11 protein-coding genes are annotated in these 18265 nt (G+C 59.2%); 4 read left to right on the forward strand and 7 right to left on the reverse strand.

The window, feature by feature from the left end:
• Positions 1 to 327 precede the first annotated feature (327 nt).
• Positions 328 to 1764: a sulfatase-like hydrolase/transferase gene (locus CA51_RS09060; protein ID WP_145119815.1), complete on the reverse strand. Its 1437-nt coding sequence runs from the start codon at positions 1762 to 1764 to the stop codon at positions 328 to 330.
• Between the two features lie 219 nt (positions 1765 to 1983).
• Here CA51_RS09060 and CA51_RS09065 point away from each other — a divergent pair, with 219 nt between their 5' ends.
• Both CA51_RS09065 and CA51_RS09070 read left to right on the forward strand, forming a co-directional pair.
• Complete coding sequence (locus CA51_RS09065) at positions 1984 to 4644, forward strand: PSD1 and planctomycete cytochrome C domain-containing protein (RefSeq protein WP_145119817.1); 2661 nt, start codon at positions 1984 to 1986, stop codon at positions 4642 to 4644.
• 193 nt (positions 4645 to 4837) lie between these two features.
• On the forward strand, positions 4838 to 6235 hold the full coding sequence (locus CA51_RS09070; protein WP_145119819.1) for a DUF1501 domain-containing protein: 1398 nt from the start codon (positions 4838 to 4840) through the stop codon (positions 6233 to 6235).
• A gap of 329 nt (positions 6236 to 6564) precedes the next feature.
• On the opposite strand, the gene CA51_RS09075 is transcribed toward CA51_RS09070, so the two are convergent.
• Positions 6565 to 7464, reverse strand: a complete 900-nt coding sequence (locus CA51_RS09075; RefSeq protein ID WP_145119821.1) for an NAD(+)/NADH kinase — start codon at positions 7462 to 7464, stop codon at positions 6565 to 6567.
• Between the two features lie 110 nt (positions 7465 to 7574).
• The gene (locus CA51_RS09080) at positions 7575 to 8606 is read right to left on the reverse strand and encodes an endonuclease/exonuclease/phosphatase family protein (RefSeq protein WP_145119824.1); all 1032 of its coding nucleotides are present in this window, start codon (positions 8604 to 8606) and stop codon (positions 7575 to 7577) included.
• A gap of 284 nt (positions 8607 to 8890) precedes the next feature.
• Here CA51_RS09080 and odhB point away from each other — a divergent pair, with 284 nt between their 5' ends.
• Positions 8891 to 10123, forward strand: coding sequence for a 2-oxoglutarate dehydrogenase complex dihydrolipoyllysine-residue succinyltransferase (odhB, locus tag CA51_RS09085; RefSeq protein WP_145119826.1), 1233 nt, complete (start codon positions 8891 to 8893; stop codon positions 10121 to 10123).
• Between the two features lie 98 nt (positions 10124 to 10221).
• Positions 10222 to 12918, forward strand: coding sequence for an FAD-dependent oxidoreductase (locus CA51_RS09090; RefSeq protein WP_145119828.1), 2697 nt, complete (start codon positions 10222 to 10224; stop codon positions 12916 to 12918).
• 43 nt (positions 12919 to 12961) lie between these two features.
• Here the strand turns inward: CA51_RS09090 and CA51_RS09095 are convergent, their stop codons facing one another.
• The 4 genes from CA51_RS09095 to CA51_RS09110 form a co-directional block, all read right to left on the reverse strand.
• Positions 12962 to 13702 (reverse strand): cysteine hydrolase family protein, encoded by a 741-nt coding sequence (locus CA51_RS09095; protein WP_145119830.1) that lies wholly within the window; start codon positions 13700 to 13702, stop codon positions 12962 to 12964.
• Positions 13703 to 13752: 50 nt separating this feature from the next.
• Positions 13753 to 14991, reverse strand: a complete 1239-nt coding sequence (locus tag CA51_RS09100) for a Zn-dependent hydrolase (protein WP_145124089.1) — start codon at positions 14989 to 14991, stop codon at positions 13753 to 13755.
• 62 nt (positions 14992 to 15053) lie between these two features.
• The gene (gene asnB / locus CA51_RS09105) at positions 15054 to 16973 is read right to left on the reverse strand and encodes an asparagine synthase (glutamine-hydrolyzing) (protein ID WP_145119832.1); all 1920 of its coding nucleotides are present in this window, start codon (positions 16971 to 16973) and stop codon (positions 15054 to 15056) included.
• Positions 16974 to 17066: 93 nt separating this feature from the next.
• Complete coding sequence (locus CA51_RS09110) at positions 17067 to 18143, reverse strand: aspartate/ornithine carbamoyltransferase family protein (RefSeq protein WP_145119835.1); 1077 nt, start codon at positions 18141 to 18143, stop codon at positions 17067 to 17069.
• Positions 18144 to 18265 lie beyond the last annotated feature (122 nt).

An 18265-nucleotide genomic window follows, 5' to 3' on the forward strand; every position in this document is an offset into this window, starting at 1 on the left:
TGCATTCGCGCCATTCGCGGGCAAATCTACTTCCGGGCAGGCAAGAGATTTGGCGGGAAGTGGATCGAGATGCCGGTTGTGCACCGGTAAGACCATTGCCCGCGAATGACGCTAATAACGCGAATGGGAACCGAGCTTTCTTAACATCTGAATGCTCGTTTTTTGGGCGTGCATTAGCGCGATTCGCGGGCAAACCTACTGCCAGGTACACAAGAGATTTGGCGGGAGGCGGAGCCAACCGATCGCTCAGGAACAACGGGCAGACTTCTCCGCTAGGAAGAGTTGCCCGCTGGTTTAACGTATCAAACGTGTCGCAATGACTTTGTGTTAATAGTCTTTGCCGAGGTAGCTGGCGTCGACGGAGGTGAGCCAGGCTTCGAGTGCTTGTTGCATCTCTGTAGCCCGTGGACTCTTGGCCTGCTTCGCATACAGATCGTTTTCCTCATTCGGATCGCTGGCGAGGTCGTACAGTTCGAACTTCGCCTTGCCGTCGTTTTCGATGCGGTGCAGTTTCCAGTCGCCATCGATCCAGGCGGAGTGGCCTTGGGCGTGAACGATAGGTTCGGTGGGGAGCGTCGCGGCGTTGGCACTCGCGGGATCGGGCGGTAGGTCGTTGCCGGCTTGTTGCGCCGCGTAAAGTTCTCCCATCCAGACAGCCGACGGGGTGATGATGCCCTTGATCGCGTAGTTCCAGAATCCCATCGGCTTCACTCGCTCGGTAACCTTCTCTTCGATCAACGGCAGCAGGCTGATGCCATCGACGATCGGCTGGTTCTCCATCTTCACTCCTGCCACGTCTAACAGCGTCGGATAGATGTCGGTGGTGTTGCAGCGAACTGAAGTCGTCCGCGGACGCGGAATCTTCGTCGGCCATTCGAGAATCGCGGGGACTAACAATCCGCCTTCGTAGACCTTCCCTTTGAGTCCCCGATGTCCGCCGGTCGATCCCACTCTCGGAAGCGCTCCGTTGTCGCTGCAGTACCAAAGGATGGTGTTCTCACGCAGCCCACGCTCTCCCAGCCCGTCGCGCAACTTTCCAAATGCGCGGTCCATTCCAGTGACCTCGCCCAGGAACTCTCGCATCCGTTTGTTCTGATCTTTGTAGAGGGCACTGTCTTCCGGAGCGGCTTGGTGAGGGACGTGAGGTGATCCGAACCAGACGACAGCCAAAAAGGGCTCGGGCTTCTTGCGAACGTCGTCGATCCATTGCATTGCCGCATCGACGGCGATCGCGGAGCTTTCGCCGACTGTCTTCACCGCCTTACCGCGATGGGACATGATCGCATCGTTGTCGTAGAAGTTCGGCGCGCTAAACCACTCGTCAAACCCGTGGGCTGTCGGATTCGCAGGACTGCCACTGCGGACCGATCCGAGATGCCACTTTCCAAAATGCCCCGTCGTGTAACCGGCCGTTTTTAGTGCTTCGGCGATCGTGATCTCTTGCGGCCGCAGAGGAAATCCCCATTGAAAGACACCGCTGCGGTTGGGATGCCGGCCGGTCAACACGCTAGCTCGAGTAGGCGAGCAGACGGGAGCGGCGGCGTAGAAGCGATCGAAACGCAATCCGGTCGCCGCGGCGTCATCGAAGTTCGGCGTCTGAACGATCGGATGGCCGTTGTAAGCCATGTCGCCCCAACCCTGATCGTCGGCCATCACGAGGATGATATTCGGCTTCGTTGTGGCGGAATCGTCGGCTCCGGCAGCGGCCAGCCAGGGTGTGAAAAACAAGCTCAGTAGCATCCATCGAATCGGTCGTCTTTGCATCGGGCAAGCCTTTGTTGTTTGCAAACGAGGTGGGAAGGGAAGTCGATATCATAATCGATCTGGCGGCCAATTTCGGGATCCCGCCACAGGTTACGGCGCCAGCGATCGTCACCACGTTGTCGGAGCTGCTCGCAAAAAAGCTGCAAAAAGCGACGAAACTCAGCAACCGCGTTCGGGTTCAAACACTCAGACAACGACGAGGGTTCTCATCCTGGAGAGATGGACGTGCAATACCGAACGACACAAATCGGCCTGATCGTGATGGCGATCGCATTTTGGGGCTCGGCTGACGCCGCCGAGGTGACGCCGGATCAGGCCGATTTCTTTGAGACGAAGATTCGTCCGGTATTGGTCAAGCAATGCTACGGATGTCACTCCAACGAATCGGGGAACGCTCGCGGCGGCTTGCGGTTGGATACCCGTGAACTCACCCACATCGGCGGCAGCAGCGGACCGGCGATCGTGCCGGGGGATCTCGATGGCAGCTTGCTGTTCAACGCGATGACGCACCAAGACTTTGTCATGCCGCCGCGCAGCGAGATGCTGCCCGAATCGGTCATCGACGACTTCCGCAAATGGATCGAAATGGGAGCCCTTGACCCGCGATCGGGAGCCGTGACGGAGATTCGGTCGTCGATCGACGAGCAACAGATCCAGCAGGCGAAGGCGGAGTTCTGGGCCTATCAAAAGCCGGTCCAACGCCCCGCCCCGATCACCGACGGCGACTGGTCGCTGACCGACATCGACCGTTGGATCCAGGCGGAACTTGCGGAGAACAAACTCACACCGGCATCCGGGGCGTCGGCCTACACCGTCGCTCGGCGGCTCTATTTCGATCTGATTGGACTCCCTCCCACCGCAGAACAGATCACCGTTTTCCAAAAAGCATGGCAGCGCGATCCGACCGCGGCGATCGCTAGTGCGGCCGATCAACTGTTGCAGTCGCCGCAGTTTGGTGAGCGATGGGGACGTCATTGGTTGGACGTTGCGAGGTACGCCGAATCGAGCGGCCGCGGCGTGAACATGACCTACCCGCAAGCCTGGCGATACCGCGACTACGTCATCGATTCGTTCAACAGCGACAAACCGTACGACCGCTTCGTTCAAGAGCAGCTTGCCGGCGATCTGCTGCCCGTTTCCAGCGACCAGCAATGGGCGGAAAACTTGATCGCGACAGGCTTCTTGGCAATGGGCCCCAAAGATGTCAACCAACGCAACGGAGCTCAGTTCGCAGCCGACCTCGTCGATGAACAGATCGACGTCACGACACGCGTCCTGATCGGCACATCGATCGCGTGTGCCCGCTGCCACGACCACAAATTCGATCCGATCCCGCAGACCGACTACTACGCATTGGTTGGCATCTTCGGCAACATGTCGACCTACTTTGGAGCTCCCGCGTCTTCGATCGGCATCGCTCGCGGTCTGCAAACCCAACAGACGAGCAACTTGTTGCGGATGCCAATCGACGATCCCAACCCGTTTGAAAAAGCGGTCTCGCCGACGGAACTCGAGAGCATGCGAGAGCGGCTCGCGTCGCTGTCGACCGAATTACGAGAAACGCGAATGAACCAACGCCGCCCCGGCGCGACGCAGGTTCCGGTCTCCCGAATCGTGCGGATGACCAGCGAGATTGAATATCTGTCGGCAAAGTTGGGAGGCTACGATCCGGAGGGACGACCGATCAGCTTTTGCATGGGCGTTCAAGCGAAAGAGCAACCCGAAGAGGTCCGCTTGCTGGTCCGTGGCGAAATCGCTCAACCCGCACAGGTCGTGCCGCCAGGCTTTCCGCGAGTTCTCAGCGACGCACCGGCATCGATTGCCAAGGGCTCGACGGGGCGGTTGGAGTTCGCTCGCTGGATCACCGAGCGCGACCATCCGTTGACGGCGCGAGTGATGGCGAATCGAATCTGGCAACATCTGCTGGGACAAGGCATCGTCGCGTCTCCGGAAAACTTTGGTTCCTCCGGTTCGGCGCCAACGCATCCGGAACTGTTGGACCATCTGGCGGTGGAGTTTGTCGAGTCGGGATGGTCGATCAAATCGCTGATCCGCCAGATCGTGACGTCACGCGTCTACCGAATCGATTCGTCCTTCGATCAAACAAGCTTCGAGAAAGACCCCGAAAACAAGCTGTTGTGGCGAGCGAATATGCGGCGATTGGATGCCGAAGCGATTCGCGATGCGATGCTCTTTGTCAGTGGCAAGATCGACCTCCAGCGCCCGCCGGCATCGCTGGTCGCCGAATCGGGATACATGCGTGTCCGCGATGGCAATCTCGTCAACCTCTTTGATTCCGCCGGCAATGCGTCGCGACGCGGCATGGGATCGGGGATGGCGATGGCGATGGGGATGTCGGGAGGAGCGATGCGGGATCGATTCCGCAACCAACGACGCGGCCGTTTCGGTGGCAATCGCGAAGGAGGCGGGATGTCGCAAGCGACGCTCCCGACGCCCGGGACCGATCGATTGGACATGGCGTCGGCCGAATATCGCAGCGTCTATTTGCCGGTCGTTCGCGACGAGGTACCTCGCGCTTTGGCCGTCTTCGATTTTGCCGAACCATCGATGGTCGTCGGCCAACGCGAATCGTCCAGCACGCCCAACCAAGCGTTGTTCCTGATGAACAATCCTTTTGTGACAGCTCAAGCCGACGCGTTGGCCCGTCGCGTTGTCGATGAAGCGGCAACGCCGGCGGCTCGCTTGCGGCTGGCCTTTGAACTCTGCTTCGGTCGCTCGCCCAACGCGACCGAAGTCTCCGCAGTCCGCCAGTTTTTAAACGACTTCGAAGATGTGCAATCGTCGCGAGGCCGCGTGCTGGCGATGACCGCGCTGTGCCAATCGTTGTTGGCCTCGGCAGATTTCCGTTACATCGATTGATCGATCGCTAATCACGTCACATTGTATTTTTCGGTTTAACCGCGAGCCCATCGGGCCGCGCGGGTGTTTAAAACGCGGGGCGATGCCCACGCGGTTAAACCAAAATACTATTTGATGGCTGCTTAGGTTCCGTCCCCCGCTTCACGCGTGTCCGCTGAAAAAACGTTCCCTCGTACTGAAGAGACTTTGACCGATGAGTTATTCCTTGACGCGACGCGAGCTGCTGCAGAGTGCCTCTTCGGGCTTCGGGTATCTCGCATTTGCTGGACTCAGTAGCGCCGCCGCCGCAGCCGACGCGGGCGTTTCCGCGGCGAAGAACCCTTTGTTGCCGAAGCCGCCTCATTTTCCTGCGACTGCGAAACGCGTGATCTTCCTGTGCATGACCGGTGCACCGTCGCATGTCGACACGTTCGACTACAAGCCGCAATTGGCGAAGGATCACGGCAAACAAGGACGTTACGGCGGCCAGCTGCTAAAGAGTCAGTGGGACTTCCGTCAGCGTGGCGAAAGCGGGCTGTGGATCTCCGATCTGTTCCCCGAGGTCGCCCGGCACGCCGACGATCTGTGCCTGATCCGATCGATGAACTGCGACCAACCGGTTCATCCGGGAGCCCAAATCCAGATGCACACCGGGACGGCTCAGTTCGTTCGGCCTTCGTTGGGAGCTTGGACGCTGTACGGATTGGGAACGGAAAACGACAGCCTACCCGGCTTCGTTTCAATCAGTCCGCCCGCCGGGTCGGCTCAACTGATCGGCAGCGCATTCCTACCGGCGATCTACGGCGGCACCGGTGTCGGCCGTGCTTCGCGAATTGGTGGAGCCGGAGGCCAACGCGGCTCGGGCGGCGACACGGTTCCCGATATCCGCAACACGCGACTTTCGTCGAACCAACAACGGACGCAGCTCGATTTGATCCAAGCCCTCAATCGCGACAAGCTGGATCGCGTCGATCACGCGCCGGGAATCGAAGGAGCTATCGAATCGTTTGAGCTGGCGTTTCGGATGCAGGACGCGATGCCCGACGTGATGGATTTAAGCGACGAGACGCCGGAGACGCTGGCAATGTACGGAGCGGATCGCGGCGACACAGCGGCGTTTGGAAAGCAATGCCTAATGGCGCGGCGATTGGCCGAATCGGGCGTGCGGTTTATCGAAGTAACCAAAGGGGGCTGGGATCATCACCAAAACCTTTCGACCGACCTGCCGCAGCGCTGCGGAGAGATCGATCAACCGATCGCCGGCCTGCTGGCCGACCTCAAGCAACGCGATCTGTTGAAAGATACGCTGGTGATCTGGGGTGGCGAATTCGGCCGGACACCGGCGGCTCAAAACGGCGACGGCCGCGACCACAACAACAAAGGTTACACGACCTGGATGGCCGGCGGCGGCGTGAAAGGGGGCTTCAGTTATGGCGAGACCGACGAACACGGCTACGCGGCAGTTACCGATCCGTGCCACATCCACGATTGGCACGCCACGATTTTGCATCTAATGGGGCTCGATCACACGCGGCTGACCTACCGCTACGCCGGCCGCGACTTCCGGCTGACCGACGTGCATGGCAACGTGATGAAGAGGATTCTGGCCTAAACGCGACGCCAGAATGCCTTAGAGCCGGACAGAAACCGAGCTTTTTTAAAAAAAGCGGTGTCGGTCCAACCAAAGGGTTTTATCTGCTTTTAAAGCCGGAGATCAACACATGCGGGCGATGGATGTGTCGGCCTCCGGCCTCTTGGTTTGTTCGCGCACAAGCCACCGGCGGCTGACACCGCCGGCACTAGATCTATCGACCTCCGGCCTGCGGTGCGGAGGCAGCGACTGGAGCACTCCAACCAAGCACACAGTTCTAAGAGCCAACAGAAAACCAAGATTTCTAAAAAAGTCAGTGTCGGTCCAACCAGAAGGTTTTTGTCCGCCTCTTAGGTTTTGCTGATCGTATTGCCGCTCCAGCCCAGCTTTTCGCGGAGCGTTCGGTAATCGTTCTGACCCGGCACGGCAACCATTTGAAAACTGTAAGGCGATCGCTGCACGCGAATTCGGTCGCCCGGTTGGATCACGTCGACGACGCGGCCATCGACGACAAGGCTCGTCGAATCGTTGGGGTTGGCGACTGACAAATCAAACGTCCGGTCGGCGGTATCGACAACCGAGCGATGCGTGAGCGTGTGGGGGCTGATCGGCGAGATCACAAACGCTTGCAGGTTCTTCCGCAAGATCGGCCCGCCCGCCGAAAGGTTATGCGCGGTCGAACCGATCGGTGTGCTGATGATCAACCCGTCACAGCTGTAGCTGGTCGCATGGACTTGGTCGACTGAAAGATCGATGTTGAGGATCCGATAAGGGGGGCCGCCGAGTATCGCCGCTTCGTTTAATCCCAGCTGAACCGCGACCTCTTCGCCGTCGCGAATGATCGAAGCTCTCAACATCAAATGGTCGACGAGTTCGCAATCGCCGTTGGCAACGGTCCCCCAGATATCGAGGAATGCGTCGGGCGTGAGCGCGGCCAGGAAACCGAGGTGCCCGCAATTGACGCCTAAGATCGGCAATTGGTTCTCGCCCATCTGTCGCGCCGTTTGCAGGATCGATCCGTCGCCGCCAAGGACGATCACGAGATCGTGCTGGGCGTGTTCAAAGTCGTAACTGAAATCGAGATCGACCGCCGCGATCTCCGCTCGTTCGGCGATCAACGATCGCAAACGATTCAATTCCGACGCGACGCTGGGACGATCCAACGCCCCGACGACAACGACATCGGGTCGCGAACGCCCGGCACGTGGCCAGCACGGTCGTTTCTCGTCGGACGATTCAGATTGCGACATGAGAGCCTGGCACTGTTGTGTTGTGGTTTGTGTCCGCGCTGCGCAGCGCGAAGCCTAATCATACGCCAGCCGTTGCCGATCTGCATGTTTTTGCAGATCGAAACGGGCGATTAAAACTGGATCGCTTCGCGGATTTGGAATTCGGCCCAAACCGGCAGATGGTCGCTGATCGCTTCGGCTTCGGCGATCGTCAGGTTGTACTGCCGCAGGAAATCGATCGCCCCCGATTCGCCGAGGAACTCCGTCGTATTGTTGCGGTTGAACAACAGGTTGGCTGTCTGACGTTGCGCATGGATGTCCGACGGGGTCCCTTCCAGGGCGAAGCGGATGTCGGCCGATGCAAACCGGGCAAGTTCGTGATCGCCGGCAAAAAAGCAGCCGGCCAGAATGACATCGTCCTCACCGCGGCCGTCATGTTGGATCGAATGGAACAGCGACGTCAGCAGTTCCAGTTCCTTCTGCGGGTTGTCGGGATCGACGTAGACGTTGGCCAGCGAAAAGGTCCAGGCATCGAGAGGATCGACGCCGACGGTGCGGAACCATCCGACCAGCGGTTCATAGGCGATCTGATTGGCGGGATCGGTAACTGTATAGGTTTGCTTGAGGTCGGCTTCGACCCGCTGGCGATCGAAGATAAACCCAAGCAGTTGTTGATATCCGTCGGGGCCAACTTGTGGGCCCGCGATGAAATCGTAAGTCCGCCCGTCGCGATTCAGATATTCGACGATCCGGGGGAACAGTTCGCGGCGGTCGGCGTCGACTTCCTGGACGGCGATCAGATCGATCTGCTGCAGCAACCGCACGATGAAGTCCATCGTTTTGGGATCGTTGACCTTTTCGCGGCTGAATTCCCGCAGGTTGAAGGTCCCCAGTCGGATCGTGCCCGGGGCCCCTTGCCGGCTGGAAACCGTCTGCACCCCAACGCCGGGAAGACTCGGCAACGGCTGGCCTCCCGGAGCGGAAAATCCACTGCCCGGTTCGGCGGTCGCCGACGAGAACATCGCGCGGAGATCCTGGACCACGCCGGCGCTCGATTCGCGTCGCTTCAAGTGCAGCCCGTCGATCCCTTCGATCTCGTAGAATTTGACCAGCGCAATAATCGCAATGACAGATACGACGATGAGATTAAGGACAAACTTCATTTTTGCGGTCTCCGAGCCCCGGGACATGCGATCACCAATGATTTCCTTGTTTTCGGCAATTTCGGTTAATGGAAGTCAGTCGCGGCGGCCGCTTCGATCGATCCCAACGCCAGCGAAGCGGATTGCAACGATCTTGACGATCAGGCTGGCAACGGCTAATGGCAGGCTGACAAAAAGCTCGATGATCGGTATCCTGGGGGCTTCCGAAGCCGTGTCGGATTGGCGCGGTGCGGAGTTCCCATTACTCGCACACTTTCCTGCCGCTATCTACAGTTAAACATCTCATGGTTGAAGTCAAAGTACCCACCGTCGGCGAATCGATTAGCGAAGTTCAAATCGGCCGTTGGCTGAAGCAGCAAGACGAATGGGTCGAAGCAGACGAAGATCTGGTCGAAATCGAAACCGAAAAAGCCTCGGTTCAAATCCCTTCGCCCTCGGCCGGCTATCTGCGGAACATCACCAAGCAGCAGGATGAGTTTGCCAAAGTCGGCGACGTGATCGCTCAGATCGAAGCCGGTGAAGCTCCTTCGGCCAACGGTTCGGCATCGACCGCCGCAGCGGCATCGTCGGGTGAATCTGCCGACGACGCCCGCGTGATGCCAGCGGCAGCTCGATTGATCGCCGAACACAACCTCAACCCGGCGGACATCAAAGCGACCGGACCGGGCGGACGCCTGTTGAAGGAAGATGTCCTCGACCACATCTCCGGCGCAACGATTTCCAAAGTTCCCGCAGCCGCGCCAAAGCAGCCTGCAGCCGCACCGGCTAAAGCCAGCGAAGAGCGTCCACGGACATCGCTGATGACTTCGGGCGAACACCGTGCCGAGGAAGTCAAACCGCTCAGCATGCTGCGTCGCACGATCGCCGCACGGTTGGTCGAAGCTCAACACAACGCGGCGTTGTTGACCACGTTCAACGAAATCGACATGGAACCTGTCAAGGAATTGCGATCCAAATACAAGGACGCGTTCCAGAAGAAGCACGGCGTCAAGCTGGGCTTTATGTCGTTCTTCGCCAAAGCGGCTGTCGAAGCGCTCCGTCGCTTCCCGGCCGTCAATTCGGAGATTCGCGGCAACAACATCGTCTATCGCCATTACTACGACATCGGAATCGCGATCGGTGGCGGTAAGGGACTTGTTGTGCCGATCCTGCGAAACGTGGAGTTCATGTCGTTTGCCGACGTCGAACGAGCGATCTCCGATTTCGCCGACGACGCTCAGGCCAACCGCTTGAACCCGCAGGATCTCGATGGCGGAACGTTTACGATCAGCAACGGCGGGATCTACGGATCGCTGCTGTCGACGCCGATCGTCAATCCTCCGCAGAGCGGCATCTTGGGACTGCACTCGATCCAAGATCGTCCGGTCGCGGTCAACGGTGAAGTCGTGATCCGACCGATGATGTACGTCGCGTTGACCTACGACCATCGCGTTGTCGACGGCCGCGAAGCTGTCAGCTTCCTGCGTGTCATTAAAGACGTTTTGGAAGATCCAGCACGACTGTTCCTGGAAGTGTAGAATGGGGCGATTGTCGTCCCTTCGGGTGGAATAGCGGCCCCTTCTGCAACCACCAAAGGTGAAGGTTCGACAAGCGAACCTTCACCGGAGCCGTTGCATTGAACCTCTCGCTTTCACGCAGCCTGCGTTTTCGCACCGCTGCGTTTTTTCTTGTGCTTGCCCTGCTGGGCCCCGCCAATTCCTACGCCGCTCCCGCTGCGACAACGATCGCCAGCGCGGATCTATTGATCGTCGGAGCGACCGAAGCTGGCTGGGCCGCGGCAATTCAAGCCGCTCGCGGCGGTGTCGATTCCATCGTGATCGTGCACGATGGCAAGTGGTTCGGCGGCCAGTTCACCGAACAGGCGTTGGCCTGCGTCGACGAAGATAAAGGTGTCGGCCGCGTCGGCTGGGGCGTCGATTGGCATCCGATGAAGCGATCGTTCCATCGCTCGGGGCTGTTCAAAGAGTTGATGGACCGGATCGAAGCTTTCAACACGCAAAAGTATGGCTCGCCGATGCCCGGGCGTCCCTATCACGGACCGTCGACGTTTCGGCCTGCTGAAGCCGAGGCGATCTTCCGCGAGATGATCGCTCCCTACATCGACAGTGGTCAGATCCGCGTCCACTGGAACCTGTATCCCGTGGCTGCCGATGTGAGAGGTTCCCGGCTGCATGGCGTCACGTTTGCAGCGACCGATGGCGGCGAAGGTCGCTTGGCGGTCGCAGCGCCGCTGACGATCGACGCCTCCGATTGGGGCGAGGTGATCCAAGTCGCAGGTGCAGGATTTTTGTGCGGCCCCGATCCCAAGTCGCGTTTCGGCGAACCGAGCGCCCCGGATGATCTGAGCTGTCATCCGGCAAACGAGATGAATCCGATCACTTGGGCGATGATCGTCGCCGAATCGGATGGCGAGACGCCGATCGGTCGGCCGCCGCGATTCGACGATCGGAATTACCCGCGGGCGACGCATTTCAGCCGCCAAGCGTTTGCCGATCTGCAATGGGATCAAGCGAATCCGGGGCTCGGTGCGATCCCGCACTGGCCCGATGCGGGAAAGGAATCGCCGCGTCAATTGAGCGTCTATACGGTCCGACGGATCGTCGACGGATTGACCAGCCGCGATGGGAAGACATCGATCCTGTTGAACTACATGAACGGCCAGGACTATCCGCTGGAACGCTTGCCGGCGCCCGTCGTCGCGGCGTTGGAAGCGACCGACAAAGGAGCATCGACGCAGAACATCGTGACGATGAATCGAGAGCAGCGACAGATCATCTTCGACGATGCAAAACAGCATGCGTTGGGCGTGCTGTATCACTTACAGAACTTCGTCGATCAACGTGCCCCCGACAAAACGAACAGCTTCCGCCGCTTCCACTTGAGCGATGAATTCGGTACTCCTGATCGGCTGCCGCCCAAACCGTACATCCGCGAGGGCCTGCGTTTGCAGGCGATGTACATGATGCGAGAACAGGACGGCCGCAATCGCGATGGCGTCACGAAGAACCTCGCCAAAGAGCGATTTGCCCACGTGATGTATCCCGACGGCCTGTTCGCTTGGCAGTTTCACTACGACTTCCACCGCACGGGACGAACCTACCTGAAGTCCGAAGGGAACGACGGACCGTGGATCGATTTCCACAAACCGAATCGCCACACGAACTTCATGAGCGATCGATCGGTCTTCCCGCTGCGGAGTCTGATCCCAGCCGAACTGGACGGCCTGATCGGCTCGCAAGGGAATGTCGGTTTCAGCAGCATCGTCAGCGCGGCGATCCGGCTGCACGATCAACGGATCCACATCGGCCAAGCGAGCGGCGCGGTGGCGGTGGTTGCGCTGCGAGAAGGGATCGATCCGCGAGCGATCCCCTACGACCGAGCGTTGCTGGAAGCGGTCCGCCACGAATTGTGTGATCCCAGTACCGCGGGAGTGCCGCTTTTGATCTGGCCTTTCCGCGACCTCGATCCCAGCCACGGGGCGTTTATTGCGATCAATCGCTTGGCGGCGCTCGGCCTGTTGCCGATCGATCCGCGCGAAGTCGACTTCGCGGCCGACGAACCCGCGACCGAACCGTGGCTGGCGGAACTTCGCGACCGCGGTTTTGAATTCGAACAATCTGCGGAATCGGAGGTCACTCGCGGAGAGATCTGTCGCCAATTTTGGGATCAAGTTCAGCAGCAGGACTGGACGCGATTCGCCCTGCACCGCGTCGACGATCGGGACGCCGATGGAGATGGGATCGCCGACCGCGACGATCCGCTATTGTTCACGCCCAACGAACCGATCGTGTTCGAGATCGAGCGACCGAAGCTAGGCCCCGACAGCGACGGAGTCCCGGCGGTGGAACTGACCAGCGGAAACGCTGACGATCTCCGCTTGATCGACTTCCGTGGTCCCGGCGGTTCGCCACCGCAAGGTTGGTCCACCGATCACGGCGCCGCGTTCGATGACGAACGAGGTTACGGCTGGGGCCGCGATCTGCGTTCCAACCATCGCCGACGTCACGTTTACGAAGGCCCTCGCGATACGTTCCTGTTCACTCGCAAAAGCGACCTTTGGGAGTGCACGCTCCCCAACGGAAAATACTCGGTGACCATCTGCGTTGGCGATTCGGGACACGACCAGCCCGGTCAAAACGTCGTCGTCGAAGGCGTTCCTTTCGCCGAGGATCTGTCGACGGTTGCCGGCATGTTTGCGGAGCGGACGAAGATCGTCGAGGTCCGCGACGGCCGGCTTTCGATCGAGCTAGGCAAGCCGTCGGCGTCGTCCAACACTGCGATCAATTGGCTGGCGATTCAAGCGATTCGCTAACGCCGCCAGTGTGAGGATCACGAATACCACGAAGTGGCGTGCTCTATTGGTTGGGAGCCACGGTGTCGGCTGGGACCAACGGCGCGATCATACGGGCGACTTCAGCGTACTTTAAGATCCGCGCGTAGCGGTCGCGAAGCGTCGCCAGGGAGGCATCGTGCAGTTCGGGCGTCACGGTGGCACAGCAGTCTTCGACGACCGTCACCAGGTAACCGAGATCGCAGGCATCGCGGACTGTCGTTTCCACACATTCATTGGTGTAGACACCAACGACAAACAGCGATTCGATCCCCATGTTTTTCAGCACGTAGTGCAAGTTGGTCGACGAGAAGACGCCACTAGCCGTTTTGTTGATCACGATCTCGTCGCGCGATTCGTCGGGGCCGACGATCTCTAGGAAATCGGCTTCCCGCGATCCGGGCGCCGCCAATAGCCCAAGCCGCCGATGTCCTTTGCTGCGGTCGCGGCCGTCGCGGGTGAGGGCTTGAATCCGCGTGTGGATGACTTCCAGTCCATGGGATCGGAAGGCGTCTTGAAGCCCGCGGACGTTAGGCAGCACCGTCTGCTGCAAGCGATCGAAATAATACTCTTGCGCCTCCTGAGGCACTCCGCTGTTCATCGCATCTTTAAAAACGCCATGACCGGGAGCGGCATCTAGGTATTGCAGATCGATACACAATAGCGCCGTCCGCCCCTCGATCAAGAACTCCTTGTGCGCGGGGTTCTCGACAAACGATTCGTGATAGACCTCTTTGAGCGGATCGACGTGTTCGTTATCGGTCATCGGCAACTTTTCCTGACAGCGGGTTTTGTTCGGGTGAAATATTCGGAGGTTCAGTTGGTGGCGGAACTCAGCTGCACCAAGGTTTGCAACATCAAATTTGCCCCCGCTTCGATGTCCGACCAAGCTGTCCATTCGGCAGGCGAATGACTCTGCCCGTTTTTACTGGGCACAAAGATCATCCCGACCGGAACCATGCTCCCCATGATCTGGGCGTCGTGAGCGGCTCCGCTGGGCATCCGTAGGTGATCGAGTTCCAGTTTGCTGGCCTGATCCATCAACAGTTGGACGATCGCGTCGTGGCAAGCGACCGGCCGCAGATAACTCTTCTGTGCAAACTCAAACATCAGATTGCGTCGGCGAGCGATCGCTGAAAGCGCTTTGCGAAAAGCCGTCCCGAGTTCTTCGAGCACCGCTTCGCTGGTATCGCGAACGTCCAAGGAGAATTCGACCAGACCGGGGACGGTATTGGTAGCCCCCGGTAGGATCTGGGCTTTGCCGATCGTCGTGCGGCTGCGATCGCTGCCGTTCTCTTCCAGGATCCGCGGGATTTCATGAGCGAAATCGGCCAGCCCCATGAAGGCGTCGTTACGCATTTCCATCGGTGTCGTCCCGGCGTGGTTCGCTTCCCCACGCAACGTGACCGCCCATGTGAACAGCCCAGTGATCTCGTCGACGACTCCGACCGCCTTCTTGGTTCGATCCAAGACCGGTCCCTGTTCGATGTGCAGTTCGATGTAGGCGGCGATCGATTCGGGGACCCGAGCCGCGTCTAAAGCCGACAACGCATCGTGACCGTGCCGGCCCAATTCGTCGCGCAACAGAACGCCGTTCATGTCGGTCGTCGTTTCCAACGACTGAGGGTTCAGTTGGCCGCAGACGGCTTGTGAACCAAACATCCCGCCAAAGCGGCCCTCTTCGTCGCTGAACGCGATCAGTTCGAGCGTCCTGTCGGGTTGGAAACCGGTCTCTCGCAGCGTCCGCAGACACTCCAGTCCGACCACGACGCCAAGCGTTCCGTCCAACGCACCGGCACACGGCACGGTGTCGATGTGCGAACCGACCAGCACGCGCGGGGCGTCGGTGGTTCCCGAAAGCTCTCCCGAGATGTTCATCGCACCATCGGTCGAAGCGATCAGGTCCGCTTGTTCGATCTGTTGTGTCAGCCAACGTTTGCCCTGGATGTCGGCGTCGGTGAACGCCATCCGGTAGATTCCACGATCGGATTCGCGGCGGCCGATTTTGGCCAGCGTCAGGATGTCGCGTTTGATGCGTTCGAGGTCGACGCGGATTTCCATCATGGTTCCTGTAGAGATAAGATCCCCGGCAAAGCTGCTGGGGAAGCGTGAGTGAATCAATCGACAGCGGGCAGCGGCATCCCTTCGACATATTGGCCGTGCAGGATATGCAACTGCAAAGCGTGGTTCATGATGATGTCGTTGCGGCGAGCGATCGTGTGATCGGTCTCCTGCCACGCTTGGTCGATGAAATCACGCAGCTTTTTCGTGTCGAAGACGCCCAACGCCGCGATCCGGGCGTCGGTCAACCAATGGTCGATCATGTCCTGCAGCGCCGCCCGAATCACCGGCGACGTGTGGGCTGGCGGAGCCATGAAAGCAAACTTCTTCCGCTCGTACAGTTCTCGTGGCAGGACGTTGACCATCGCCTCTCGCAACACCCACTTTTCGATTCCATCGCGGATCCGCACGTCGGGCGGAATCGTGACAGCGTATTCGGCGATGTGATGGTCCAGGAACGCCGGCCGGGCTTCCATGCTGTTGGCCATATCCATTCGGTCGCCACCCCAAGTCAAGATCTGCCCTTCGAGCATCGTCTTGCACCAGGTGTATTGCGAGACGTCCAAGCGGTGTCGGCCGCGAACCTGATCCGGATCGATCGCTCCGGCAACTTCGGCAACGGGATCGTACTGCTGCATCAGATCTTGCATCGACGACGACAACAGCGGCCGAACGCGGGCCAGCGTCATCATCCAGGGCTGGATCCACGATGGCGTGAAGCCACACAGATCGTCCCACGCCGGGTGGCGAAGATCTTCTTCGGCCAGGATCGCTCCTGCAAAGATCCCCGCATCGTCCTCGCGGCCCAACCAATCGCGTTTGAAGAATGGGTAGCCGCCAAAGAGTTCGTCGGACCCTTCGCCGGTGATCACCGCTTTGTAATTGCAAGCTCGCACACGGCGGCTCATGTGCCACTTGGCAACCGCCAGCGTGTTGTAGAACGTCCGTTCGGCGTGCCACGTGGCTCGTTCGAAGGCAGGTCCATAGAGTTCCTTTTCGGTCAGCAGCAGCAATTCCTGCTCCGCCCCGGTCCGCTGTGCCATCAGTTTGGCGATGTTCGATTCGTCGTATTCGTCGCTGTCGAATGCGATCGTAAAGGCTTTGATCGGCGATTGTTGCAGCGTCGTTGCCAGCCCCAAGATCGAACAGCTGTCGATCCCGCCCGACAGATAACATCCGACCGGCACGTCGGCTTCCAACCGCGTTGCGACTGCGTCGATCAAGCGATCTTGAACGCCTTGCACGTATTCTGCTGGATCGGCGTTTTCGACGTGTGACTCGGGGAACTCGAGATCCCACCAACGCTTGAGCGATGTTTCCAAGCGGCCGTCGCGCTCTTGAACGATCAACATGTGACCGGGCTGCAACGCCTGGACGTCTTCGAACGCCGTCGATCCCGGCACCATCACCTGCATCATCTGATGGATGACTGCTTTGGGGCACATCCGCGGCTGGATGTCGGGATGTTTGAGGATCGATTTGACCTCCGATCCCCAAGCGATGCCGTTGTCGTTGACGGAGTAGTAGAGCGGTTTAACGCCAAACCGATCGCGGATCAGGATCAGTCGATTTTCGCGGGCGTCGTACAGCACGACGGCAAATTCGCCTCGCAGATGTTCGACAAAGCTGAGCCCGTATTTGCGGTACAGCGGCAGCGTGATCGCACTGTCGCTCTTGCCCCCCGTCGTCAGCGTCTCACACGCCAATTGAGTCCGCAGTTTTTTGTAGCCATACAATTCGCCGTTGACCGTGACAGCCAGTTCGCCGTCGCGCGATTCGATCGGTTGGTGACCGTGATCTAAACCGACGATCGAGAGCCGCGTGTGCCCCAGGGCGAGCCCTTTCTCTGGGTACAGTCGACTGCCGCGATCGTCGGGACCGCGGTGATCGAGGACGTCGAGCATTTGGTCGAGCGCGGTGCGCAGTTGACGTTCGCTGGTTCGCGATGGGTTCCAGAATCCGGTGATTCCACACATGATTGAATTCGCTTTGTACAGTTCGTGACGAAAAGGGTTTCCGCGGCGGCGCGACGCCAGTAGGTCGCGGGCACGATCCGGCGCCGGAGAGGACTAGAGATCGCTGATCCGGTTGAGTCGCTGGAGCACCGAGACCAGCAGCGCTTGGCGGACGAAGACCGCACCAGCCGCTTGGGCGAAGTAGAGGTTGTGATCGGTGTCGTCGAGATCTTCGGAGAGTTCATCGTTGCGAGCCAGCGGATGCATCACCACAGCCCCCGGCTTCAGATCGCTGGCGAGTTCCAACTTGTAGCGGCCATCGAGATTCCGATAGCTGTCGCCGAGGAATGCGATCGAATTGACATAGACGACATCCAGCTCTTTCAGAACTTTCTGCACGTCGTTGGTGACTTCGATCGGAATCGGCGATTGTTCGATCGGTTCGGTCAGGTCCAGCCCGACCGGATCGGCCATTTCCGAGACCAGCGTGATCTTGGAAACAGCGCCGGCGAACATCAACGACAATCGCAGGAAGCTTTTCACAGCACGCATCGATCCGGGCGTACCGATGATTCCCAAATGGATCCGCCGCTCGGGCGGACAATCGGGGCGGCATAGTTCGGGACGCCACTTCAGCAGCGCGTACCAATCGATCAGCGCCTGAGTCGGATGATGGCCGCTGCCATTGCCGGCGTTGATCAACGGACGCTGCAGATTCTTTTGGATCTCTTCGATCGAATTCGTATCGGGATGCCGCATAATCACGATATCGCCGTACGTGTTGAACATCTCGCCGATGTCGGCTAGCGATTCCCCTTTGGCGATTCCGGTCACTTGGCCGTCGGGGACCGACAGAACTTTGCCGTCGAGTCGCAGCAGGGCGCTCTCAAACGAGAGCCGCGTGCGGGTGCTCGCTTCGAAAAACGCAGTGATCGCGATCTTGCCATCCAGCGGCTTTTCCATCTCGACGTTGCGCGTCTCTAACAACGCCGCTAACTGGGCCAGCGCAACGACCGTGCGGCGATCGAATTGCCGGGGGTTCAAGATCGATTGACCAGCGAGGGCTTCGAGCGCTTCCCGATCGATCTTGCCGTCGGTGGCATCCAACAGGCGCTGCGGATCCAGCAGCTGGCCTTTGGAGTTCGATGCATTAGGTTGCAGTGCGAGCGATCGTAATTGTTCGGTATTCATTGGAATCAGATGTCCTACCAAATGCGGTTTTTACGTGAGTCACAAATTAGGAACACAATCAACAGCACTGCCCCCGCAGCACACAACAAAAGTCCACCAAAAACGATGAGCTTCAGAAACCA

Source organism: Rosistilla oblonga, assembly GCF_007751715.1.
Taxonomy (GTDB): Bacteria; Planctomycetota; Planctomycetia; order Pirellulales; family Pirellulaceae; genus Rosistilla; species Rosistilla oblonga.

Coding starts and splice junctions, on each gene's coding strand:
- CA51_RS09075 (WP_145119821.1), bottom strand. CDS start 7,464: ATGTCGCAATCTGAATCGTCCGACGAGAAACGACCGTGCTGGCCACGT.
- asnB (WP_145119832.1), bottom strand. CDS start 16,973: ATGTGTGGAATCACCGGATTCTGGAACCCATCGCGAACCAGCGAACGT.
- CA51_RS09095 (WP_145119830.1), bottom strand. CDS start 13,702: ATGACCGATAACGAACACGTCGATCCGCTCAAAGAGGTCTATCACGAA.
- CA51_RS09070 (WP_145119819.1), top strand. CDS start 4,838: ATGAGTTATTCCTTGACGCGACGCGAGCTGCTGCAGAGTGCCTCTTCG.
- CA51_RS09110 (WP_145119835.1), bottom strand. CDS start 18,143: ATGAATACCGAACAATTACGATCGCTCGCACTGCAACCTAATGCATCG.
- odhB (WP_145119826.1), top strand. CDS start 8,891: ATGGTTGAAGTCAAAGTACCCACCGTCGGCGAATCGATTAGCGAAGTT.
- CA51_RS09080 (WP_145119824.1), bottom strand. CDS start 8,606: ATGAAGTTTGTCCTTAATCTCATCGTCGTATCTGTCATTGCGATTATT.
- CA51_RS09060 (WP_145119815.1), bottom strand. CDS start 1,764: ATGCAAAGACGACCGATTCGATGGATGCTACTGAGCTTGTTTTTCACA.
- CA51_RS09065 (WP_145119817.1), top strand. CDS start 1,984: ATGGACGTGCAATACCGAACGACACAAATCGGCCTGATCGTGATGGCG.